The organism is Streptomyces tailanensis, from assembly GCF_008386495.1.
Taxonomy (GTDB): Bacteria; Actinomycetota; Actinomycetes; order Streptomycetales; family Streptomycetaceae; genus Streptomyces; species Streptomyces tailanensis.
In genome coordinates this window covers 1-21,191 of the sequence record NZ_VTHJ01000101.1, presented here as the reverse complement: position 1 = coordinate 21,191, position 21,191 = coordinate 1, and the positions used below count along the sequence as shown (strand labels likewise).

General features: G+C 70.0%; 16 protein-coding genes and 1 pseudogene. 4 read left to right on the top strand and 13 right to left on the bottom strand.

Going from position 1 to position 21,191, the window contains the following annotated elements:
• Positions 1-243: 243 nt before the first annotated feature.
• The 4 genes from fxsT to fxsA form a co-directional block, all read right to left on the bottom strand.
• Positions 244-4,281, bottom strand: a complete 4,038-nt coding sequence (gene fxsT, locus F3T56_RS42940; protein WP_149830904.1) for an FxSxx-COOH system tetratricopeptide repeat protein — start codon at positions 4,279-4,281, stop codon at positions 244-246.
• Entirely contained in the window at positions 4,278-5,615 is a 1,338-nt protein-coding gene (locus F3T56_RS42935; protein WP_149830903.1) for a TIR-like protein FxsC, read from the bottom strand. The genes fxsT and F3T56_RS42935 overlap by 4 nt, the downstream gene beginning before the upstream one ends.
• 243 nt (positions 5,616-5,858) lie before the next feature.
• The gene (locus tag F3T56_RS42930; protein WP_281291968.1) at positions 5,859-7,151 is read right to left on the bottom strand and encodes an FxsB family cyclophane-forming radical SAM/SPASM peptide maturase; all 1,293 of its coding nucleotides are present in this window, start codon (positions 7,149-7,151) and stop codon (positions 5,859-5,861) included.
• Complete coding sequence (gene fxsA, locus F3T56_RS42925) at positions 7,148-7,330, bottom strand: FxSxx-COOH cyclophane-containing RiPP peptide (protein WP_149830902.1); 183 nt, start codon at positions 7,328-7,330, stop codon at positions 7,148-7,150. Before fxsA ends, F3T56_RS42930 begins: the two co-directional genes overlap by 4 nt.
• 507 nt (positions 7,331-7,837) lie before the next feature.
• On the opposite strand from fxsA, the gene F3T56_RS42920 reads away from it, so the two are divergent.
• On the top strand, positions 7,838-8,065 hold the full coding sequence (locus F3T56_RS42920) for a hypothetical protein (RefSeq protein ID WP_149830901.1): 228 nt from the start codon (positions 7,838-7,840) through the stop codon (positions 8,063-8,065).
• Positions 8,066-8,258: 193 nt separating this feature from the next.
• Positions 8,259-8,477: pseudogene (locus F3T56_RS42915) on the top strand (helix-turn-helix transcriptional regulator); the annotation flags it as partial.
• 150 nt (positions 8,478-8,627) lie between these two features.
• Here the strand turns inward: F3T56_RS42915 and F3T56_RS42910 are convergent.
• The 4 genes from F3T56_RS42910 to F3T56_RS42895 all read right to left on the bottom strand — a co-directional run bounded on the left by F3T56_RS42910 (position 8,628) and on the right by F3T56_RS42895 (position 13,413).
• Complete coding sequence (locus F3T56_RS42910) at positions 8,628-9,539, bottom strand: YceI family protein (protein ID WP_149830900.1); 912 nt, start codon at positions 9,537-9,539, stop codon at positions 8,628-8,630.
• A 100-nt stretch (positions 9,540-9,639) separates the two neighbouring features.
• Positions 9,640-10,707 carry a maleylacetate reductase gene (locus F3T56_RS42905; protein WP_149830899.1) on the bottom strand — a complete coding sequence of 356 codons (1,068 nt, stop codon included), beginning with the start codon at positions 10,705-10,707 and terminating at the stop codon, positions 9,640-9,642.
• On the bottom strand, positions 10,707-11,615 hold the full coding sequence (locus tag F3T56_RS42900) for a dioxygenase family protein (protein WP_149830898.1): 909 nt from the start codon (positions 11,613-11,615) through the stop codon (positions 10,707-10,709). Before F3T56_RS42900 ends, F3T56_RS42905 begins: the two co-directional genes overlap by 1 nt.
• 13 nt (positions 11,616-11,628) lie before the next feature.
• A complete protein-coding gene (locus F3T56_RS42895; protein WP_149830897.1) occupies positions 11,629-13,413 on the bottom strand; it encodes an FAD-dependent oxidoreductase in 1,785 nt (594 codons plus the stop codon).
• Between the two features lie 176 nt (positions 13,414-13,589).
• Here F3T56_RS42895 and F3T56_RS42890 point away from each other — a divergent pair, with 176 nt between their 5' ends.
• The gene (locus F3T56_RS42890; RefSeq protein ID WP_149830896.1) at positions 13,590-15,500 is read left to right on the top strand and encodes a helix-turn-helix domain-containing protein; all 1,911 of its coding nucleotides are present in this window, start codon (positions 13,590-13,592) and stop codon (positions 15,498-15,500) included.
• A 28-nt stretch (positions 15,501-15,528) separates the two neighbouring features.
• On the opposite strand, the gene F3T56_RS42885 is transcribed toward F3T56_RS42890, so the two are convergent.
• Together F3T56_RS42885 and F3T56_RS50380 are read right to left on the bottom strand one after the other, a co-directional pair.
• Positions 15,529-15,924: a hypothetical protein gene (locus F3T56_RS42885; RefSeq protein WP_172639439.1), complete on the bottom strand. Its 396-nt coding sequence runs from the start codon at positions 15,922-15,924 to the stop codon at positions 15,529-15,531.
• A gap of 348 nt (positions 15,925-16,272) precedes the next feature.
• Complete coding sequence (locus F3T56_RS50380) at positions 16,273-16,416, bottom strand: LuxR C-terminal-related transcriptional regulator (protein WP_425473742.1); 144 nt, start codon at positions 16,414-16,416, stop codon at positions 16,273-16,275.
• A gap of 134 nt (positions 16,417-16,550) precedes the next feature.
• On the opposite strand from F3T56_RS50380, the gene F3T56_RS42875 reads away from it, so the two are divergent.
• Positions 16,551-17,147, top strand: a complete 597-nt coding sequence (locus F3T56_RS42875; protein WP_149830895.1) for a hypothetical protein — start codon at positions 16,551-16,553, stop codon at positions 17,145-17,147.
• Positions 17,148-17,187: 40 nt separating this feature from the next.
• Here F3T56_RS42875 and F3T56_RS42870 read toward each other — a convergent pair whose 3' ends face one another.
• The 3 genes from F3T56_RS42870 to F3T56_RS42860 form a co-directional block, all read right to left on the bottom strand.
• Positions 17,188-17,877, bottom strand: a complete 690-nt coding sequence (locus F3T56_RS42870; protein WP_149830894.1) for a hypothetical protein — start codon at positions 17,875-17,877, stop codon at positions 17,188-17,190.
• 171 nt (positions 17,878-18,048) lie between these two features.
• Positions 18,049-19,704, bottom strand: a complete 1,656-nt coding sequence (locus F3T56_RS42865) for a hypothetical protein (protein ID WP_149830893.1) — start codon at positions 19,702-19,704, stop codon at positions 18,049-18,051.
• A 532-nt stretch (positions 19,705-20,236) separates the two neighbouring features.
• Positions 20,237-20,983 (bottom strand): leishmanolysin-related zinc metalloendopeptidase, encoded by a 747-nt coding sequence (locus tag F3T56_RS42860; RefSeq protein ID WP_172639438.1) that lies wholly within the window; start codon positions 20,981-20,983, stop codon positions 20,237-20,239.
• Positions 20,984-21,191 lie beyond the last annotated feature (208 nt).

The following is a 21,191-nucleotide window of genomic DNA, read 5'->3' as shown; positions in this document are numbered from 1 at the left end:
ACCAGCCCTTCCACCGCCCGCTGGACCTCCTCGGCCTGGCCTGACCAGCGACGATCCAAGACCGTCAGGCTTTGCAACAGCCCTGCATCGCTCTCAGACATGCCACACCCGCGAGTGCCTCTTTGCCGACCGTCCCCTGACATGCCTTCGCCAGGCTCCGCCGTGCCGGGTTCAGCCCTGTGGCCCTGCGGACAGGATCGCCCGCAGGGCCTACTGCAGGGGTCCGGCGCCGATGGCCGGCCGTCAGGTGACCGGCGGCTCGATGTCCGCGTCGATGGGCTGCCAGCGGGTGACCGCCCGAGTCATGGGATGGTCACCGCCGAGTTCTCCGCTGTCGACGGCGCGGCGCTCCGCTTCGGCGTGGAGACGGCCGGCCTCCTCGTGCAGGCGCTCGGCGTCTTCCGAGTCGTCCCGGCGCAGTTCGGCCGCGAGGTTCGAGGCGCCGGCGATGGCGAGGTAGTGGTCGGGGCCGAGTACTTCGGTGAGGCCCTCGTACGCCTCGCGGCCCGTCCTGACGGCCCGCTCATGGCCGTCGTCCTGCTCGGACAGGTCCGTGGCGTGGTTGAGCGTGCAGGTGAGGGTGTAGGGGTGGCGGGGGCCGAGGAGTCGGCGGAAGCGGTCGACGGTACGGGTGGACAGGTCCAGCGCGGCCTCCTGCTCGCCGGTCAGCCGGAGCAGTACGGCGAGGTTGTTGGCGCAGGCGAGGGTGAAGACGTGGTCCGGTCCGAACCGGTGCTCGTAGCGGTCGAAGGTTTCCTTGGCGAGCTCGCGGCCGCGGACCGACTCCCCCCGGTCGTAGAGGTCGGCGCTCAGGTTCGTCGCGATGGCCAGGGTGTCGTGGTGGTCGGGCCCCAGCTGTTTGAGGGCCTGTTCGTAGGTGTCGTTCGTCAGGGCGTACGCCTTCTCGTACTCGCCCTGCCTGCGGTACAGGATCGCGGCGCCGAGGGAGGCGCGGAAAGTGATCAGGTGGTCGGGGCCCAGCGCGCGCCGGCTGCGCTCCAGGGTGTCCTCGATGAGCTTCAGCGCTTCCCGGAACGCCCCGGCGGCCCGCAGGTCCCGAGCGTAGTTCGTGGCGGAGTTGAGTGTGGAGCGCTGGTCGGGGCCGGAGATCTCCCGGCGCTGTTTGAGGATCTCCCGGTTGGTGTCGCGGGCGGCCTGCCGGTCGCCGGACAGGAACTCGGACACGGCGAGGTTGTTGGCGGCCGCGAGGCTGCGTGGGTGGCTGTCGCCGAAGACCCGCCGGGTGCGTCGCAGGGTTTCCCGGTCGCTCTTCATGGCGTCGGCGTACCGGCCGACACTGCGCAGGTCGGAGCCGAGGCTCATGGCCGCGCCGAGGGTGTAGGGGTGGTCCTCGCCCAGGATCCGGTTGCCCCGCTCGTAGGCGTCGCGGGTCACCTCGTACGCCTCGGTCAGGCGGCCCTGGTCGCGCAGCGCGTTGCCGAGTTCGGTGCGCAGGCGCAGGACGAGCGCGTCGTCCTCGCCGAAACGGGGCAGCCAGCTGGCGAGCACCCGTTCGGCCGTACGGTTGGCCGTGTCGGCGTCGCCGCTGCGCCACAGGTAACGGACGGTGTCGCAGATCCACTGGCGTACCGGGAGGCTGTCGCTCTCCTCTGCCTGGGTGGGCCACAGGTGTGGCAGCAGCGCGGCGTAGCGCGGCCATTTCTCGGACTCGTCGGGGTCCTTGGGGTTGGCCTGGCCGAGTACGGCGTGGGCGCGTTCCCGCATCGTGGTCTGCTCGTCGGGGGTGAGCTGGTCGCGGAGCACGCGCTGGATCAGGCGATGCAGTGTGAGGGTGTCGGTCCGCTGATCGACCTGGGCGAGTCCGTTGCGGACGATCTCTCCGTACAGCCTGCTCATCAGCAGGGGGTCGGACAGGCTCGGGTCGTGGCGTTCGAGGAGTTCGAGGGCGGGCCGGCTGCTGAGCATGTCCCGTGGGATCGGGTCCGGTCCGAAGAACGCGCACAGTTGGAGCAGGGCGGCCGCGGCGGGCGTGCGGACCTTCAGCCGGTCGAGTGACCAGCTGGCCGCCGCCGACGTCGGGTAATCGGGAGCAGACTGGCTGCGCAGGATGTCGGTCATCTGAGTACGGAGCATCTCCACATAGGTGTCCACGGGCATCGCCGACTCCTGGAGTGACGCGGCGGCGAGGCTCACGGCCAGCGGGAAGTCCCCGAGTTCCTCGGCCACCAAAGCCGCCTCGGCGGGTTCGAGGGCCTGGTTGTAGCGGCGCAGCAGGGCGACGCTCTCGTCACGGGTGAAGAGATCGACCTCGATGCGTGCGGCGCGTTCGGCCCAGGCCGGATTCCGCGAGGTGATGAGGATGTGGTGACCGGGCCCGCTGACCGGAACCAGACCGTCCAGGTCGGCCGGCTTCTCGGCGTTGTCGTACACGAGCAACCAACGCGCGTGGGGGGTGCCGCGCCGTAGCTGTTCCAGAACCTCGTTGCATACGGCCGTCAAGTCCTTGCCACCGAGGGGCACACCGAGATGCCCGGCCAGCGTGTTCAGGTCCTGGCGGATCTGCGTCGGCTCTGCGGCGTTGATCCACCAGACGAGATCGTAGTCCGATTCGAAGCGGTACGCGTACTCGAGCGCGACCTGTGTCTTCCCCACACCTCCGAGGCCGTAGAGAGCCTGGGGCAGCACAGCGGTGGTGCCGGCGAGCAGGCTGTCGCGCAGTCGTTCGATGAGTATCCGGCGGCCCGTGAAGGCGACGTTGCGCTGCGGCCGCCCGCCGATGACCTGCGGCGGGGTGCCGGGCAGCCGGGCCGCGGCGGTCAGCCCCATGGTGGCCGGGCGGGAGGCCGGGTCCGTCGAGGCGCCGCGGTCGACGCTGGTCAGCAGTCGGACCACGGCCTCCTCGGCGGAGACCCCGGCGAGACTGACCGTCGAGGGGGGCGCGAACTCCGGCGGGGGCGGGGAGTCGTCGACGCGGAGGGGAACGGCCATGCCGATTCGGCCGACCGGGTCACGGCGGCTGATCTGCTGCCAGATCTCCTGTGCTCGCGGATGGGTGGTGTACTCCGGCGAGAGCAGCACCACCATGCGCCCCTCGCCGGCGAGCGTGCGTTCGAGGCCGGTCGGCGCGGGGGGTGCGTCGGCGAGTTCGTCCGTCTCGATCGGCGCGAGCGTCGCCTCGTAGCCGGCGGCTCGCAGCACGGTGACGGTCCAGTCCGCCCAGAGCCGGTCGTTCGCGGTGTAGCTGACGTAGAAGTCCTTGCGCAGGGTGGGTGAAGTGCGCTCGTACTCCGCGCGCAGGGTGCGGCGGTAGGGCTCGGGCATGTTGCTCAGGCGGGTCACCCGGTTGTCGGTGAGCCGGGCGGTCAGCCGTTCGAACGCGGCGAGGAGGGTGCCGTCCTGCCGTCGCTCCCCGACGGTCGCGGGGATTTCCTCGTACGCGTAGCTGGGTTTGTACGGGATTTCGACGCTGCTCCAGTACTGGTCCTGCTCCTCGGGCGGCACCCAGTCCAGGAAGGGCGCGAACAGGCTGCGCGCCTGGTAGCGGCCGGCCTCCAGGCGGTCGCGGCCGGCGTCCTCGACGCGCATGGGGACGGGGACGATGCGGATGTCGCGTCGGGCGTGGGAGTTGAGGCGGATGGCACGTGCCACGTGGGCGGCGCCGTTGATGCCCTGCCGGCTGAGGGTGAAGCAGTCCACGACGATGTCCGGCATGACGATCGTGCAGATGCTCGCCGTGTCGCTGAGGCCGGTCCGGCTGTCGATGAGGACGTAGTCGTACCGTGCGGCCATGTCGTCGCGCAGCGCGGTGAGGAAGTCGGGGCCGCCCATGCGGTAGAACGCGCCCCAGTCGAAGGTGCTGACCTTGACCGCGTAGGTGTCGGCGTCCTGCACTCCGGCGGGCAGGAGGTCGAGTTTTCCGCCCGGTGGCAGGCGCAGTTCGGTGCCGACGACGTAGCGGTCTACGCGGGCCCGCTCCCGGTGGCCGGGGTCCTCGGGCAGGTCGCCGCCGTTCGGCGGGGGCGGTGTGGGGGCGCCCCCGTTGGACACCCCGGAGCCCACCCGCTGCTCCACCACGTGTTGGGCGAAGGAACCGACCATCTCTATGACGCCGGCGCTCTCGGTGAGTTCGGGGTCGGCGAGCAGGGGCTGGAGGTAGGTGTGCAGTCCGGGCGCCTCGAGGTCCCAGTCGACGACGAGTACGCGCAGACCGTTGCTCGCGAGGATCCAGGCGGTGTTGACCAGCGCCATGCTGCGGCCCGTACCGCCCTTGAAGGAGTAGAAGGTGATGATGGTGCCCCGGCCGCGGTCGTCATCGGTCATCTGTCCTGCTCCTGCTCCTGCTCTGAGGGAAACGGATCGGAAACGGGGCGGGAGGGTGACGGCTGAGCGGGCCTGATCCGGTCGGGCTGGGCGCCCACGGCGCTCAGGACGGGCAGTGGTGTGGACGTGATCCGGGAGATCTCCAGGGAGCTGAGCTCAAGTGTCTCCAGGAAGGAGAAGAGATGGTTCTGCACCTTCGCCACCACGGCGTGGAGAACCCCGTCGAACTGGTCCGTGCCGATCCCTGACTGGAGCAGGGGCAGGGGATCCCCGGCTCCTTTCGCCCAGTTGAACGGGAAGGCGCCTCGGACCGCCTCCCAGTAGGCCTTGCTCTGGGTTCCGTCACCCGCCTCGTCCGGGCCGCACGGAACGATGGCCGCGCTGCCCGGATGGTTGCTGCGGTCGTAGGCGCGGAGGGCTCTTCCGAACGGTTCGTCCGCGGCGGCCTGCGCCTCCACCAGGAGGACCGCGATCTGTCCCTGCCCACGGGCCTCGTCCAGGGTGGCGCCGAGCACGTCCGAGACGATCTCGGTCCGTACGGTGAAGCCACGCTCCTCCAGGAGCTGACTCGCTCTGCCGGCCACCGGTTCCGTGAATTCGGCGTGGTAGGGGTTCCAGTCGGTGGGGCTCTCCCCGTGGCACCCCGGATCCGTCGACCGGTTGTGGGCGGTCGCGGCGGTGCGGGCGGCGACGAGCAGCAGGGCGTGGCTGCCCGGCTCCGCCCGTTCGGCGGCGGACGGGAAGGGGCCGGCGGATTCCGGTGCGGTGAGGTCCAGGCCGTCTACGGTCGGTATGCGGAAGTGCTCGGCGGCGACGAGGATCTGCCGCGCGAGGAGGTTGACGATACGGCGGTACTCCTCGCCGCCCGGGTCTGCGGCCAGGATGCGCCGCAGACCCCATTGCGCGTAGTTCTCGCCGAATTCGAGGTTGTCGTACTGGATGTGGGCCGCGCCGGGCGGAATGCTCTGCACGGGCTCCCACAGGACGGGGATGAGAGCCTTCGCGTCCACGCCCGCCACTTCTCTGTGGCTGCGCTGCCGGTCCTCGAACGCCTTCCACTCGCGGCCGCAGAAGTCGCTTCTGAAGTAGTCGTTCGTGTAGAGGGCCACCATGGTGCGGCAGTTGCCCAGGGCGTCGCCGAGGGCCGCGTTCCAGTCCTGGCCGACTTGGATGGACTGGACGTCGAGGAAGGGGCGGTCGAAGGGCATGGCGTTGCCCTTGCGTAATCGCCGCAGTTCTCGGCGCAGTTCCGCGCACAGGTCGTCGTAGAACCGCTTGACGAGGACCCGTGGTCCGCGCCTGCGCGCATAGCTCAGGAAGAAGTACGGTTCCAACGAGCCCCCGACGTGCCGCGTTCGCGGGGTCCCTGTCGTGGGGTGGATGGGTTCTCGCGCCTCGGAAGGTGGCCGATTCCGGCGGAAGTGCACACGGTTCGGTTGCCTCCCACACCTCCTCACCCCCCAACCGGAACCCCTCGGTTTTGGTTTTGGTTGAGTCGTGCCGAGACAGAGAACGATACCCCTGTCCGGCCGGACAGGCCCCTTTCCGGCAGGGCCCGAATCCATGCTTCCCCCGATCTACGCGTCCAACTCCCGTTCATCACGTGCTTGTTCACGGGCGCTGTGTGAGCCGTGCTCGTGCGCCCCGAGTGCTTCCGAATTTCCGTCGGGGTGTCTCAGTGCCGTGTGGAGCCGGGAGTTGACGTGGGTGATGAAAGAGGCGAGGTCGTGGCAGTAGACCGAGGGGTTGGCGAAGCCGGTGGTGCGGTGATGGCGGTGCGTGTAGAGGCCACCGCCACAGACCGGCACGAGGGGGCATCCGCGGCAGACGTCGCCGAGGCCGAGCAGGCCGGCCTGTCGGCGCCGTATGGTCTCGGTCGCCAGGGCCTCGGAAAAGGAGTGCCGGAAGATGTCCAGGCCGGTTTCGGGGGCGCCCTCCCCCACCACCTTCAGCGAGTCGGAGTGCTCCATGCTCCCGTCGGCCTCGACGACCACGAGGTCCACCGGAGCGAGCCCGAGCGCCTCGGTGTTCACGGCGCCCCCGAGCACCCCGGACATGACCTCCTCGAACATCCGGACCCGGGTCTCCTTGCGCGGCGCGTCGAACCACCGGTCGAACGCGGCGCCGAGCCACCCGGCGTACGGTGTCGGCTCGTCCGGCGGGGCGCCGGCCGGGGACCGTGCGGGAGGATGCTCGCGGTGTTCGAGGCCCGGTGGCGGATGCTCCCAAGTGCCGTGCGGGAGAAGGAAGTCGATGCGGGGTGCGCCGAAGTCGAGCAGCGCCTCGTAGGTCTCGACGGGGTCGTTGGCGAGGTCCACGGTGCACAGCAGCCCCACGAACAGCTCTCTGTGACAAGGGCTGTTCAGCAGGCGCAGTGCCGCGGCGACACGTGCGTGGCTGGGGCGGCCGTTCGCGAATCTCCGGTGCCGGTCGTGGGCCGCGGGGGAACCGTCCAGGCTGACCGCCACGCCGACCCGGTGGCGGAGCAGCAGTTCGAGGAAGTCGTGGTCGAGGAGGGTGCCGTTCGACTGGAGCGAGCAGCGCACCTCCACTTCCGGGGCGAGGCGCTCGGCGACGACGGTGAGCAGTTCGCCGAGGTGTGCCTTGCCCACCAGCAGGGGTTCTCCCCCGTGGAGGATGATCCGGACCATGGGAAGCCGGTGCTCACGGGCGTGCTCGGCGATGCGGTCCACGGCCTGCCGCACGGTGTCGAGGGCCATCACGCCGGGGCGTCTGCGCCAGCTCTGGTCGGCGGCGAAGTACACATAGCAGTAGTCGCAGGATAGGTTGCATAAACTGTGTATTTTCAGCAGGAACTGCCTGAAGGGGACTATGGGTAAGGCCGCGGCCCCGGCCTCCGTCGTCCTCACAGCGCACTATCGAAGACGACGTCGGTCGTCTTCGGCGAACCGTCTCGCTCCTGGAGGTGGCGTCGCACGGCATGACCCAGCACCGTGTCCTTCCCTGCCACCGCCTCCAGCAGACCGGACGACACGTCGGAGATGTCGACCAGCCGCATGCTGTTGTGGCTGTTCTGAGGCGCGTCCATGCCTTGCTGCCTCCCTGAGAGCCGCTGGGCGCGAAAGAAGAAGCTGTCCTGCCCGGATACCTTCCCTGTCCATGCTCTGTCAGTGCTCTTCGCACGTCCACACGACAGTCGCCGCCAGTTGGCCCGTACACATACCGAATAAGGGAGACAAGGGGTTCACCGCGGACCGCACGGCACGCGCGACGCGCCAGGGGGCGCCCGGCGTCGGCTCTCGCCCTGCCAGGCGCCCCCTGGCGCCGTGCGTCACGCTGTGCCGCGCGGTGCGCGGCGCCGTCAGCCGCCGAAGACGGCCGCGTTCTCCCGTACCACCGGGCGAAGGTGCGGGCCGGCTTGCCTGTCAGATTCTCCACCGTCGGCAGGACCGTGTAGTCGACCTCCGGCGGGTTCGTGCGCATCATGACGAAGAACTCGATGTCCTCGGCCGAGTAGCCCTGCTGACGCCACTGCTCGACGATCTCGTCGCGTGTGAGCTCCACATAGCGCACGTCATGGCCGAGTACCGAGGCGATGACGCGGACTTTCTCCGGCGGCGTCAGCGCCTCGGGGCCCGTGAGCCAGTGCTCCTGGCCCGCGTGGCCGTCGGTGGTCAGGGCCGCGGCGACGACCGCGGCGACGACCGCCTCGTGCACCATCGCGCTCTTGGCCTCGGGGAAGGCCTCGCGGACCACGCCCTCCGACTTCACGGACTCGGCCCACTCCAGCGCGTTGGACATGAACTCCACCGGTGACAGGTGAGTCCACTCCAGGCCGCTCGCCTCGACGGCCTGCTCCAGCGGGCTCTTCTCCACATCCCCCCTGAGTACGGTCACCCGGCGCACCCCGGCCTTGCGCGCCAGGTCGACGATCTCCGTGTCGTTGGTGAGCGGGGAGAAGTCCTCGCCGTTGAAACTGATCAGATGTGCCGCGGTCACCCCTTCGAAGGCGTGGGGTGGAAACCTCGGCCCGGCTGCTGCAGAGTCAACGGGACTGGTCGGGCCGGGAACTCTCCGAACGGCTCGACGTCAGCGCCCGCACCATCCGGCGTGACGTGGACACACTGCGCGCGCTGGGCTGCCCGATCAACGCCACAGGGGGCGTGGGCGGGGGCTACCAACTCGGCGCCGGCGCCTCGCTGCCGCCCCTGCTGGCCGGAGAGCAGCGACGAGTGGGCCGGCAGGGCCCGCGACGCGGCCCCCGACGTGCACGGGTGAGGGCCGCGTCACCGCGGCGGCACAACCCCCGGCGACGCGTGCTACTGCGTCGACCACACCCGCGTCACCCGCGACCCGCATCACCCGTGAACGTGGCCCCGCTCGTACTACTCGGGCGGGGTCGGGGTGTCGTGGGTGCGGTACATCGCCTGGACGTCCAGTTCCAGCTGGATGGTCGGGCCGACGACCGCGATGCCGTGGGCCAGCATCGAACGCCAGTTGAGCGTGTAGTCCTCGCGGTGCAGTTCCGACTTGGCCAGGGCCGCGCAGCGCAGCTCCTCGCCGTAGCCGCCGTTGACCGTGCCCAGGTAGGTCGTGTCCAGGGAGATCGACCGGCTCACGCCGTGCATGGTCAGGCTGCCCAGCAGCGTCCACTTGCTGCCGCCGCGGTAGGCGAAGCGGTGGCTGCTGAATTCGATGTACGGGAAGTGTTCGACGTCCAGGAAGTCGGCGGAACGCAGGTGCGCGTCACGGGTGTTGTTGCCCGTGGTGATGCTGGACGCGTCGATGCGCACGTGGACGCGGGACTGGGACATGTCGTGCTCGATGCGCAGGCCGCCCTCGAAGCGTTCGAAACGGCCGTGCACATGGGCCATGCCGACGTGCTTGGCAATGAAGCGGATCGCCGTGTGCGGCGGGTCGAAGAGCCAGGTTCCGGGGGCCGGGAGTTCGAGCTGCCGGGCCGACTGGAGCCACACGCGCTCGGGGGCCAGGCCGGCGCCCGCTGCGACGGCTATGGTCTCGCGGTGGGGTTCCAGCCCCTCGGCCACGATCAACAGGCTGTAGTCGCCGGGCGGCAGTACGGCCATGAAGAACCCGTACGGGTCGGTCGTGCCGCGTGCGGCGGCCCGGTGGGTGCGGAGCTCCGTCACCGTCACATCGGCCCCGCCCATGGGCTCGTTCACGGGGTCCAAGACCTCGCGGACGACGACACCCGCGCCGGCCGGGACCGGGAACACGGGTCCCGCGCCGCCTCCGGGGACTCTCGCGAATCGCCGCCGGAGCAGTCCGAGGGGCATGCTGTTCACCTTTCGGTTCTCGTCATTCGGTCAACGTCGTCCGGTCAACGTCGTTCGGTCACACATCGACGGTCGGTTGTCGGAAGTCGGTCTTCGAGAGTCAGGGCGTCCGTAGGGGCCGTTCGCCCTCGTACGCGGCCTTCAGTACGCCCAGTGCGCCCTCCACCGTGACGTCGCGCGGGTTGGCGTACGCCTGCCCGGTGGCCTGTGCCGCGGCCACGGCCAAGTCGCTCTCCTTCAGGCCGAGTTCGGCCAGGGAGCGGGGCGCGCCGAGGCGGCCGGACAGGTCCCACAGGGCGTACGGGGCGTCGTCGGTGTCCAGGGCCCGGCCGAGGGCCTTGACGGCCTCGGGTGCGGCGGGCGCGTTGAAGGCCAGGGCGTACGGGAGGACCACGGTATGGGCATCGGCGTGCGGCAGGCCGAAGGTGCCGCCGAGGACGTGGCACAGCTTGTGGTGCAGGCCCATGGTCGTCGCGCCGAGCGCGGCACCGCACAGCCAGGCCCCGTACAGGGCACGACCGCGGGCGTCCAGGTCCTCGGGGTCGTCGGCGAGCGCGGGCAGGGCGCCCGTCATCGCCCGTACGCCCTCCTCGGCCATCAGCGACACCAGCGGCGTGCCGTCCGGCGCGTACAGGGCCTCCGCCGCATGCGCGACCGCGTTGATGCCGCTGGTCACGGACAGGGCGACGGGGAGCGAGAGGGTGAGGTCGGGGTCGTAGACGACGCTGCGCGGCAGGACCGACGGGTCGCGGCCGGTGCGCTTGACGCCGTGCTCGGTCAGGCCCCAGACGGGGGTCATCTCCGAGCCGGAGTACGTCGTCGGTACGGCGATGAGCGGCAGCCCGGTGCGCAGGGCGACGGCCTTGCCGAGGCCGATCGCCGATCCTCCGCCGACCGCCACGCACCCGTCGGCGCCGGCGGCCCGTGCCGCCTCCACCGCGTGATCGGCGACCTCGACGGGCACGTGCATACGGGCCTCGGCGTGCAGTCCGACGCAGGCGTCGCCGAGGGAGTCGGCGACGGCTCGGGCCGGCTCCGTGCCTCGTGGCCCGGACACCACCAACAGCCGTCGCAGGCCGAGCCGTTCGGCCTCGCCCGCCACCGCGGTGACCGACGCGCCGGATCGCAGGACGACCCGCATGGGCTGGGTCTCATGGACGAACTCCATCACGGCCCCTCCGAGTCGAGTGTGTTCGTGTCCAGTGGTTTCAGTACGAGGTCGAAGCGCGCGTGCCGGAACGGGTTCGGGATGCCGAACTCCCGTGCCAGAACGGGGTCGTCGGTCTCGGTGAAGTCCTGGACGAGGCTCTTCTTGACGGCGAACACCGCGTCCGAGTCGAGGTGGTCGCTGCCCTCCACGAAGATGTGCGTGGTGACCGGCACATGCCCCTCGGCCGAGACGATGAAGTGGATGTGGGCGGGACGGTAGGACTCCCGGGCCGTCGCCCGGAGGAGGTCCCCGACGGGGCCGTCCGTGGGGATCGGGTACGGGCTCGGTACGCAGGTGCGGAACCAGAACCGGCCCTCGCCGTCCGCCGTGAACAGCCCGCGCCCATTGCCCGCCGGCTGGACCTCCGGCTGCTGGACGTCGTAGTAGCCCTCGGCGTTCGCCTGCCAGACGTCGAGGACCGCGCCGGGAAGCGGGGTGCCGTCCCGGGACAGCACCCGCCCGCTGACCACGCACGGCTCGCCGCTGCCGACCAGGTCGAGGTCCGCGCCGAGCGCGCGGGCCGGGGACTCGGTCATGTGGAACGGGCCCAGCACCGTCGACTCCGTCGCGTCCCCGTCGCCCCGGTCGCCGTTGATCGTCTCCACGAGCATCGACACCCCGAGCACGTCCGACAGCAGGACGAACTCCTGCCGGGTGTCCGTGCAGGTCTGCCCGGTCGCCGTCAGGAAGTCGATGGTCCGCTCCCACTCCGCCATGGTCGGCTCGGTCTCGCGGACGAAGGCGTGGAGGTGCCGGGTGAGGGAGCCGAGCAGCTCCCGCAGCCGGGGGTCGGGCGTGCCCTCGAAGCTGTCGACGACCGCCTCGGTGAGGCCGGTGGTGGATACGCTGGTGCATTCGGTGGTCATGCCACGCTCCTACCTACGGCTGGTCCCGCGGCTCTTCCTGTCCGTCATGCCCGAGGATCCGTCGCACCGCCTCGGTCAGCAACCCCGCGGCGTCCGTACCGGCGTCCGCCGCCGTCGCGTGCCGGAAGGCGATATACCCGTCCGGGCGGACGAGCAGCGCCCCGCCGTCGGCGATGTGACTGATCCGCGCCCAGTCCCCGTACGGGTCCTCGTACCGCCGACCGGGTCCGATGACGACGGTGGCGATCTCCAGGTCCTGGGCCTCGGCCGCCCGCACCCACTCCGTCCCGCCGATACCGGTGATCAGGGTGAAGCGGCCCTTTCCGACGGTGTCCAGCGTGGACAGGGTGCGCATGCCGGAGGTGATCCAGGCGTGCGGGAGCTTGGCGCCGGGGCGGGAGCTGGGCTGGTGGTACAGCTCGGGGTCGCGGTCGAAGCCGGGGTCGGGCGTGCCGTCCGGGACGATGGCGGCGGAGGTGTAGCGCTGGTTGAGGTCGACGCCGTGCGCGTTGAACTCGTACACCTTGAACGCGATCGCCTCGCGCAGCTTCGCCCGCTGCTTCGCCGCCGCCTCACCGGACTCCTTACGGGCGGCGATGTTGGCCCACAGCTGCTCGGGGGTCTGCGGGGAGAGCCCGTCGAGCGCCTCGAAGATGGGGGCGGTCTCGCCGATGGACTTGTTGGCGCGGGTGACGATCTGCTTGCCGATCGGGGCGCGCTCGGCGGTGTACGTGTCCAGCAGCTTCGGGGAGGCCGTGCCGTCGAGGACGAGCTTGAGCTTCCAGGCCAGGTTGTAGGAGTCCTGGATGGAGGTGTTGGAGCCGAGGCCGTTGGACGGCGGGTGGCGGTGCGTGGCGTCGCCGGCACAGAAGACACGGCCGTTCGAGTACGTCTCCGCGTACATCTCATTGACGGTCCAGGCCGAGGACGACTTGATCGTCACCGGGATCTCGTCGTCGCCGATCAGCTGGCGGACGACCGACTCGGCGTACTCGGTGGTCAGGTCGGGGGCGCCCGCGGTGACGTCGTACCCCCAGACGATCAGCCACTCGTTCCAGGGCCGTACGCAGCGCACGAGGCCGGCGCCGATGCCGCCGACGGTGGCGCCCGGGGCGAGCACCCAGTAGAGGGTGGACGGCCGGTGCGCGGTGTACTTGCTCAGGTCGGCGTCGAAGACGATGTTGATGCTGCCGGCCACGCCCATCTGGCCGTCCATCGGCAGCCCGGCGTCCTCGGCGACCTGGGAGCGGCCGCCGTCGGCGCCGATGACGTACTTGGCGCGGATGGTGTACTCGTCGCCGCGCAGCCGGTCCTCGACGGTGGCCGTCACCCCGTCGGCGTCCTGGACGAAGGACTTGTAGACGGTGCTGAAGCGCAGGTTCGTGCCGCGCGCGACCGCCGCGTCGATGAGCACCGGCTCCATGAGGTGCTGGGGCATGTCGCACATGCGGGTGGGGCTGGCGAGTTCGTGCGCGGCCTGGACGAGCGGGTCGTTGCCCCAGGAGCGGACCCTGCCGAGTTCCTCGCCGGCGAGGCTGGTGCAGAAGGTCGTGTTGCCCATCAGATGCTGCGGCGTGGCCTTCGCGACGACCTCGTCCTCGACTCCGAGGTCGCGCAGCACCTCCATGGTGCGCTGGTTGGTGATGTGCGCCCGGGGTGTGTCGGCGAGGCTCGCGTAGCGGGTGACGACGATGTTCGGTACGCCGTAGGTGCTGAGCGCGAGTGCGGCGGAGGCGCCCTCGGGGCCACTGCCCACGATCAGTACGTCGGTCACGACATCGGGCTCGACGGTGTGCACGGGGACGCTCCAGGGAATGAGAACAGGCACCGACCGTCCAAGATCATGAAGGGTGGCGTGGGAGCGTGGGTGTCTCAATTCGAGACACTGCGGGGTACGGTGCCGCCGCGTACAGGACTACGGTTCCCCGGGTGGTTGTTACTCATTCAACTTGAACCGGTACGGTGAGCGGCGCCGTGACCACCGCAGAGCATCACCCCGTCCGCCCCGCCCTCGCCTCGCTGCGCAGGGCCCGTGAGCTGTTCCTCAGGGGTCATCAACTCTCGGACGACGTACCGGAAGAGGTCGTCGCCGCGTGGAAGCGTGCCCGGTTCTTCGGTGTGCGGCACGACGTACGACACGAGGTACGGGACGTAGGCCACGACGCGCGGGACGCCGCGCCGCATGTCGTACGGCATTCCCCGCACCTGGCCGAAACCGTCCTACTGGCGGCCGCTCTGCCCGTGCTCGAACGGCTCGCTCCGACCCTCGGCACCGAGGGGACTGCGCTCCTGCTCACCGACGAGCGGCTACGGGTGCTGTGGGCGGCCGGGGGCGCGCCGGACGACCCCTGCCGTTTCGACCTCTCCGAGCAGGTGGTCGGCCCCAACAGCGCGGCCCTGGCCCTGCGCACCCGCCGCCGGGCCGAAGTGCACGGGCCGGAGCACTTCCTCGATCTCTGGCAGGACATCTCCGCGGTCAGCGTGCCGGTACTGGCACCGGAGACCGGGCGGACGCTGGGCACGATGACGGTGGCCTCCGGGCTCTGCGTCGAGTGCCGGCCTCATCCGGGGGCCTCGCTCGCCGAGGCCGCGGCGATCGCCGTCGAGGCGGAACTCGCCGCACGGTCACGGACGGCGGAACGGGTGTTGCTCGACGCGTACTTGCGCGCCGTACAGGACCAGAGCGCCCGCGATGGCCAGGCCCCCGGCCCCCGGGGCCGCGCGGTCGTCGCCCTCGACGGACGCAACCGGCTCGTGAGCGAGGCCGCGGGGCGGCTGCTGTCGGCGGAGGCATTGGAGGTGCTGGAGCGGGGCGCGCTCGCGTTGGTGGAGGGCGCCGGGGACAAAGTGCCGCCGCCTCGGAGCGGGGCGTCGGCGGACTCGTATCGCGTGCGGCTGCCGGACGGCGCGGGGAGTTTCGCCACCGTCACCGCTGTACGGCAACTGGGCTCTGTCGTGGGTGTGATCACCGTGCTGGAGCCGGTGGAGCGGACTGCTGTCACCTCTGCCGCGTCTGTCACGTCTTGCATGTCTGGCGCGTCGGCCGAGGCGGACGTCGAGGCGGCGGACGAACGGGATGTCGCAACGCCGACCGGGCGGCCGGAGGCAGTCGCGCTGGCCGGGCGTTCCGTCGTCTGGCGGCATGCGGTCGGGCGGGCGAGGGAGTTGGCCCGGACGTCCGAACCGCTGCTGCTCGTCGGCGAGCGCGGCACCGGGAAGACCGCGCTCGCGCGGGAACTGGCCGTGAACCCGTTGATCGTGGACGCGGCGATGGAGGGTGAAGTCCGCCCCGCGCTCGACGCGTTGACGGACCGTCGGACCGTCCTCGTCCGGCACGCCGAGCGGCTCGCGCAGCAAGACGTGGCGGCCCTCAACTCACTCCTCGAACCGCATCCGGGCGCACCCCTGCTGGTCACCTACACCCCCGGAGCGCCTCCGGGCCCATGCCTGCAACGGCTCCTGGACACCCTGGCCGCACGCTCGGTCACCCTGCCCGCGCTACGTGAACGCCCCGAGGACATCAGGGAGTTGCTCACCGCCCTGGCCCCCAGGCCCACCCCCGGACAGCCCCCGCTGACCTGGACACTGGAGGCGCTGCGCGCCCTGGAACGCCACCCATGGCCCGGCAACGTCACCGAACTCCTCCACGTCGTCAGGGCGCTGGCCGAGCACCGTCGCACGACGGGCCCCGTCCTGCGCGTCGAACTGCCGAACCCCGTACGCGAAGGTCCCGCTCCCCGGCGGCTCAGCCCGATGGAACACGCCGAGCGCGCGGCCATCCTGGATGCCCTCCACCGCCACGGCGGCAACAAGGCCCGCACCGCCGCGGCCCTGGGCATCGCCCGCGCCACGCTGTACCGGAAGCTGCGGGGCTATCGGGACTGAGCGTCGGCCGCCGGCCGCCGGCCGAGGTTCACGGGCGGGAGTACAGCGCGTGCAGCCGATTGAGCTGGTCGACCCAGAAGTCCATCTTCGCGCCGGCCGACGCCTTCGCGGGCAGCAACCCCATCTCCTGGGCGAGCCCGTAGAAGCCAGGGCCGGCGTCGTTGGTATTGAGGTAGTGGACGAAGGCGGAGAGCATCAGCCCGGACTCCGGGTGGTTGCGCTGGACGATCAACCACAGCAGGTGACCCATCGCCGCCCGCTCATCGGCCCGCGAGAAGTCGAACCCCCGCCCACCCACCCGCCGTACGAGCGTCGCACTGAGCTCTGTGTACGAGGTCGGCCTGTTCAGCCGGGCCCGCTCGATCAGGAACTCCAGCCCGGCCTCGGCCAGTTCGTCCCACTCTTCATCACTGCGCCCGTACATTCAGAGCCTCCCCCTCCGTGGTCACGGCTCAGTATGACGGCCGGGAGTCCACCGCTGTCGCGGGAGCTGGCGATGGGCCGGGCAACGCTCGCGCAGGATCTGGTGCGGGCCCATGTCGGTGATCCGGCCGTCGTCGAGGAACACGGCCGTGTCGGCCGTCGGCGGCGGGGCGCTACCGGCCGGCACTCGTTCGACGCGTCAGCGGTGCACGCCGCCATGTGGCGACAAGCAGTGAGCGCCCGGCGGCCTGCCGATGTCCGCGCGCGTCTTCCAGAGGCTGATCTGCTCCTGCCGACGGGAGTCGATACGGTCACCGGCCTCCGCTGCCGCGTGCACGACTCCCACGGATCAAACGCCCGGCCGGACCAGGCCGAGTCGGCGGGCCGGCAGGACGGTGGCGAGACGGTCGCGGGTGTCGAGCTTGCGGTAGATCTTCTCCAGATGGCGGTTGACCGTGTGGGGTGAGATGGACAGGCGGCGGGCGATCGCCAGGGCCGTGAGTCCGTCGGCCAGCAGACCCAGTACCGCGAGTTCCCGGGCAGTGATCCGTAAGCGGCGGCCTTGCGCGAACGGGCCGTCGGCTCAGCGTCCTCGGGTGAGCCACCGTGGTGTCGTAGGGCGCCGAGATGGCGGTCCGCCGCGTGCAGCAGGGGCTGGACGCGGCGGGCGAAGGCCAGTTCACGGGTGTTGAAGTTCTGGCCGGGGCGGCCGAGAATGAAGCCCCGGATCACATCGGGAGAGGCGAACAGCGGCAGCACCATCTGGCGGGTGGTGCCGTAGATCTCGTAGGCCTCGTTGTAGCAGTCGGAGCGGCGCCACCGGGTGCGGTCGGCGATGTCTTCCACCGTGGTGGGCCGGAGTTCACCGTGTGCGGCGTACACGAACACCGGATGCCGCTGGCGCATGCGCCGGTGCACCAGATCTTCGAGCGGTGTTCCTCCGACCCACTGCGGGGCCCAGCCCTCGGCGCGGCCGGTCTGCCATCGGTGATGCAGCTCCACGAAGATGGCGGTCGTGGCACCGAGGCCGGTGACGAGTTCCTCCCCCACCAGGTGCCACAGGGCCTCGGGGGACTGGTTCTCGATCAGCGCGACCGCCAGGTCGAGCATGCGTTCGTAATCGTGCGTGGACAACTCCCCCATGCCTCAAGGGTGCTATGCACGGACGATCCTTTGTTCGCTTTTTGCTGGATGATCTACAGTTTGCAGCGTTTCGTCGGCTGAGGCCCGGACAGCTCCAGCGGCTCTCGGGAAAGCTCCGGGATCACCAGGAGACGGGGAACGCACCGGGGAAGTCCGCGCGTTCCCCTCCGAACAGGGCCGCTCGGAGGTTGTCGGCCTGGAAGCGCCAGGCGATGCGGGCACCGGAGTCGTAGATCTCGTCGACGAGGCTCGCCGCGGACACGCCTTCCTGGCGCAGGAGGAGCCTGCCGTCCCGATCCAGGGTGGAGAAGCGGATCGTGCGGCCCGGTCCGCAGAAGTGGCCCGGCAGGGTCAAGAAGGTGAAAGAGGTCCCGTCGGACTGCACGACTCGGACCGGGTTGCCGCTGTCGCCGGGTATCCGCACGTTGTTGAGGTGGTAGTCGGATCCGGCGCGGATGGTCCGTTCACCGTTCTGCCCCTGCACCTCGAAGGGGAAGACGACGTTCGGCGCGTCCTTCATGACCGTCATGGCGCTTTCAGGGGTGACGAGTTCAGACACCAGGCCGATGTCCCATTCGTAGGCATAGGCGCTCAGTTCCTCCTCGGCGGGTGGCTCCGACGTCTTCTCAGTGGGGACGGCCTGCTGCTGGGTGACTCCCTCGTAGGCCGTCACGGGGATGTCGGGCAGAGCCGTCTCGGCGACGGCCGTGTCGTAGTCGGCGGCGGGTACGGCCACCGGGACCAAGCCGGTGAATCCGGCGCCGGAGGCCGTCACCCCGGTGTAGCCCGCTGTCGTGGGTGGTTTCGTCATGGCCGGTCCCGTCAGTGCTCGGTGTGGTTGTCGTGGCCGGCGACGGCGGCAACGGGCACGACCTCGATCTCGGGCTCGTCGGGGAAGATCTTCTGCCAGGCGTCGATGCGGGTGTCCTCCTTCTGTGCCGAGACGAGGGCGAGGGCGTCGGTGACGCGCTGGGTCTCCGCGTCACGGGGCCCGGGTCTGGGACTCCCGGTCGAGCAGATCGAGCGCCTGCAGTGCGGAGGCGTAGAGGTCGAGCGCGTCGGCCTGACCGAGCAGGGCCTCCACCACGAGGTTGTCGGTGCGCAGGACGACGGTGTCGCGGTCCATGACGACCCCGCGGGCCTCTTCGCCGCCGCGGCCGACCGGTGCGAAGCGCCAACGCACGTCTGAGGCGAGCGGGTCCCCGTCGAAGTGCAGGGTGCCGTCGGAGTTCAGCGTGGCCGGACTCCACTGGTAAGTGATCCCTTGAGGGTTCGTGCGCATCTGGAGGGTGCTGGTGATGTCGCCGTCGGCGCCCACACGTTCGGCGCACAGCGCCAGGATGAAGCGGGCCGCCGCCTCCTGGTGGTTCGGCTTGGTGTAACGGCGCAGCAGCCGCCCGAGGTCGGGCAGCGGGACGGTCTCGGCGGAGCCCTGCCTACCGTTGTAGAAGGCGACCTTGATGTCCTTCAGCACGACCTCGGTGCGGTAGGTCTGGTTCAGCTCACGGAAGACGAAGTTGAGCACACGCCGCAGGTTGGTGTTGCTCAGTTCGCGTACGACGGTCGTGACCGTGCCGCTCGCGGTGTTGGTCTGTGAGGTGCTGGCGATCGACTGGCGGCGGCTGTTGTCGACCTGGGAGGCGTGCTCGGAGGCGGCTTCGCTGACCGAGGTGCTGAAGCGCTGGCTGGCCTCCTGGTGATTGGCCGCGAACCCGGCCTGCGCCTCGAACTCGGCGTGTACGAGGCCGAAGTTGACGCCACCCGAGGCTCTGGTGGACACGGAGGTGGCCCAGCCGCCCTGGTCCTGGTGGGCGGAGCCGGTCTGGTTCGCGACGGAGGTCGTGAACCGGCTCTGCGCGGCGGTGTCGGACGAGTCGAAGATCGACGTGGCGTCGTCACGGGTGGCGGCCTCGGTGCGCCAGGTCTGCATGGTGATCGTGGTGCGCTCGCCGGGCAACAGGGAGAAGGTCTGCAGCGTGCGCCCCAGACCGTAGTCGCCCGAGAAGGAGCGCAGTTCCCAGGTCTCCACCAGCGCGAGCCGGGGCACTGCCTGAGCGACCGGGTCCACGGGCACGGAGCGGACGCTCTGTCCGAGGCCGGGCAGCGGCAGGACGATCTCCGCGGTGCCCCGCTCGGGGCTCACGGCCGACTCCCGCTCCGCGAGACATTCGAGGAAGGACGTGGTGCGGATGCGCTGGAGGTCGACGTCGTCCGGCTCCGCGACGATGGCCCGGCGGGCGAGCGGGTCCCGCTGGGAGCGCTCGGCCTGCAGCGCCCTGCCCTCCTGGCTGAGCAACGGCTCGACGACACCGCCCACTTCAGCCACCAGGCGAAGGGACGGGCGGGCGGTCGTCGGCAGCATCCGCCGGTAGAGCTGGGTCAGCTTCGCCCGGTCCACGCTGACCGGCCGGCCCTCGTCGCCCGTCACGACGCCCAGGTCGAGCAGGGATTTGCCGACCCGCCGCGCACCATCGACGTACCAGTCCGCGGGGACCAGGGCGCCGACGACGCGGTCCCAGGAGTGGGCACCCGGCAGCGGGACGTCGTAGTTGAGGCGGGCTGCCTTGCCCTCCTGTCCCGGGCCGAAGGTGGCGAGGTGGTCGGCCGCCTGTGGGGAGATCAGATCGGAGAATGCCATGGTGTGTCCCCTTCGCGTCGGCGCGCCGTGGCGCGCACGGGTTGCCTGCTGCTGGAAGGGACACTGCCGGGCCAACAGGTCGGCGTACATAGGAAGTTGTTCCCATGCGCAGGGCATTGCGCAGGTCAGCGGCCTGGGCGAGCTTGAGGCCTGCCGGTGACACCTCGATCAGGGGGGCGCGAAAACCCGGGCCAGCTGCTGGTGGACGGCGACGATCAGATCACGGTAATCGCACCAGGCCAGGCTCTTGGGCTTGCCCTGCTCCCTTGGTGGACGTGCAGTCGGTAGAACAGGTGCGGGCGATGACCGGGCCGGAAGCGGACCACGCCGGCCAGTTGACCCGGCCCCGCACCCGCACCACCGGCCGCGCGCCATCGAGACCAAGGAGGCGGAGGCCGGAGGGAGAAGGCCGTTCATATCGGGGCATCGCGTTGGGACTGCCCGATCCGCTGGTGAGCGTACGGTCTTGCCACTCCCAACACGATGCAGGCCACCGACCAAAGCCTCAGGACAACGAGCCTGCCGAGCGTTTCTACACTTGTTGAGGCTGTGCTAGCGAGGTAGTCAGCCGGTTCGGCTCATGGCGCCATGGCGCTGAAGACGGAAAGGCCCCGGCGAGTCCTCGTCCCGCTTCGATTTGCTGTCGGCGAATCGGAACCGCGGGTTGAATCATGCCTCTGCCGTTCATTTGGGCGTGACAAGTGACGAATGGCCCGTCCAGGGCAGGCCGTGGGGAAGAGCCGGGTAGGTAGAATTCGGCTGCGCTGAAGTCCACCTGATAGCCGAGGTCAGCCAGACCCGCTACCGTCAGCAGACTCAACGGGTTACCCCGTGCACTGATGAGGCTGGACATCAACTCGTTGCTGTACACGGATTCTCGCCAGTGGGCGTCCGCGCTTCCCGGGCCGTACATGTTCTCGACCTCTACCGGGAGTCTCTGACCGTCGCCCATGAGTTCACTGCGTGCCCTCATGCCGTATGAACCGACATAACTGACGGAGCGAAAGCCGGGGTTTTGGATCAGTCCTTTCGCCGGCCAGAGTGTGCCGATGCCCAGCACGTGCCCCATCTCGTGCGTGATGACGTCTACGAGGGTGCCCTCGTTTTCCATGTGCCTCAGATCGGCCGTGTCGAACTGCATGAAGCCCATGTAGGGGAGTCCGCTCATGGGGCGGACAGCTGTCGGGGCGGCCTGTCCGAGGACTCCTCCTGGCCCACCGAGGTTGACACCCTCGGCAAAGATCACGAGATCGTCGACGACCTGGCCGTTGACGGGCACACTCGGTAGGCCGCCGACGATGACTCGGGTCCAGCGGTACGCCGCCTGGTCGAAGGCTGACCTTGAGGGGCGATTCCACCTGATATGGCGGATTTGCGGCCAGCTTAGGAAGCCATCTCCGAGGGCGCACTCGGAGGCTAAGCTTGGCGTTTATCCTCGGCGGGCTTGGTGTTCCTTGATCGACTCAGCGCGTTTGGCCGTCTTGCCG

What these genes read in the sequence shown, in the direction of transcription:
- fxsT (WP_149830904.1), bottom strand. Translation starts at nt 4,281, where the DNA reads ATGACCGATGACGACCGCGGCCGGGGCACCATCATCACCTTCTACTCC.
- fxsA (WP_149830902.1), bottom strand. Translation starts at nt 7,330, where the DNA reads ATGGACGCGCCTCAGAACAGCCACAACAGCATGCGGCTGGTCGACATC.
- F3T56_RS42920 (WP_149830901.1), top strand. Translation starts at nt 7,838, where the DNA reads ATGACGCGGACTTTCTCCGGCGGCGTCAGCGCCTCGGGGCCCGTGAGC.
- F3T56_RS42910 (WP_149830900.1), bottom strand. Translation starts at nt 9,539, where the DNA reads ATGCCCCTCGGACTGCTCCGGCGGCGATTCGCGAGAGTCCCCGGAGGC.
- F3T56_RS42905 (WP_149830899.1), bottom strand. Translation starts at nt 10,707, where the DNA reads ATGGAGTTCGTCCATGAGACCCAGCCCATGCGGGTCGTCCTGCGATCC.
- F3T56_RS42900 (WP_149830898.1), bottom strand. Translation starts at nt 11,615, where the DNA reads ATGACCACCGAATGCACCAGCGTATCCACCACCGGCCTCACCGAGGCG.
- F3T56_RS42885 (WP_172639439.1), bottom strand. Translation starts at nt 15,924, where the DNA reads ATGTACGGGCGCAGTGATGAAGAGTGGGACGAACTGGCCGAGGCCGGG.
- F3T56_RS42875 (WP_149830895.1), top strand. Translation starts at nt 16,551, where the DNA reads ATGGCGGTCCGCCGCGTGCAGCAGGGGCTGGACGCGGCGGGCGAAGGC.
- F3T56_RS42870 (WP_149830894.1), bottom strand. Translation starts at nt 17,877, where the DNA reads ATGACGAAACCACCCACGACAGCGGGCTACACCGGGGTGACGGCCTCC.
- F3T56_RS42865 (WP_149830893.1), bottom strand. Translation starts at nt 19,704, where the DNA reads ATGGCATTCTCCGATCTGATCTCCCCACAGGCGGCCGACCACCTCGCC.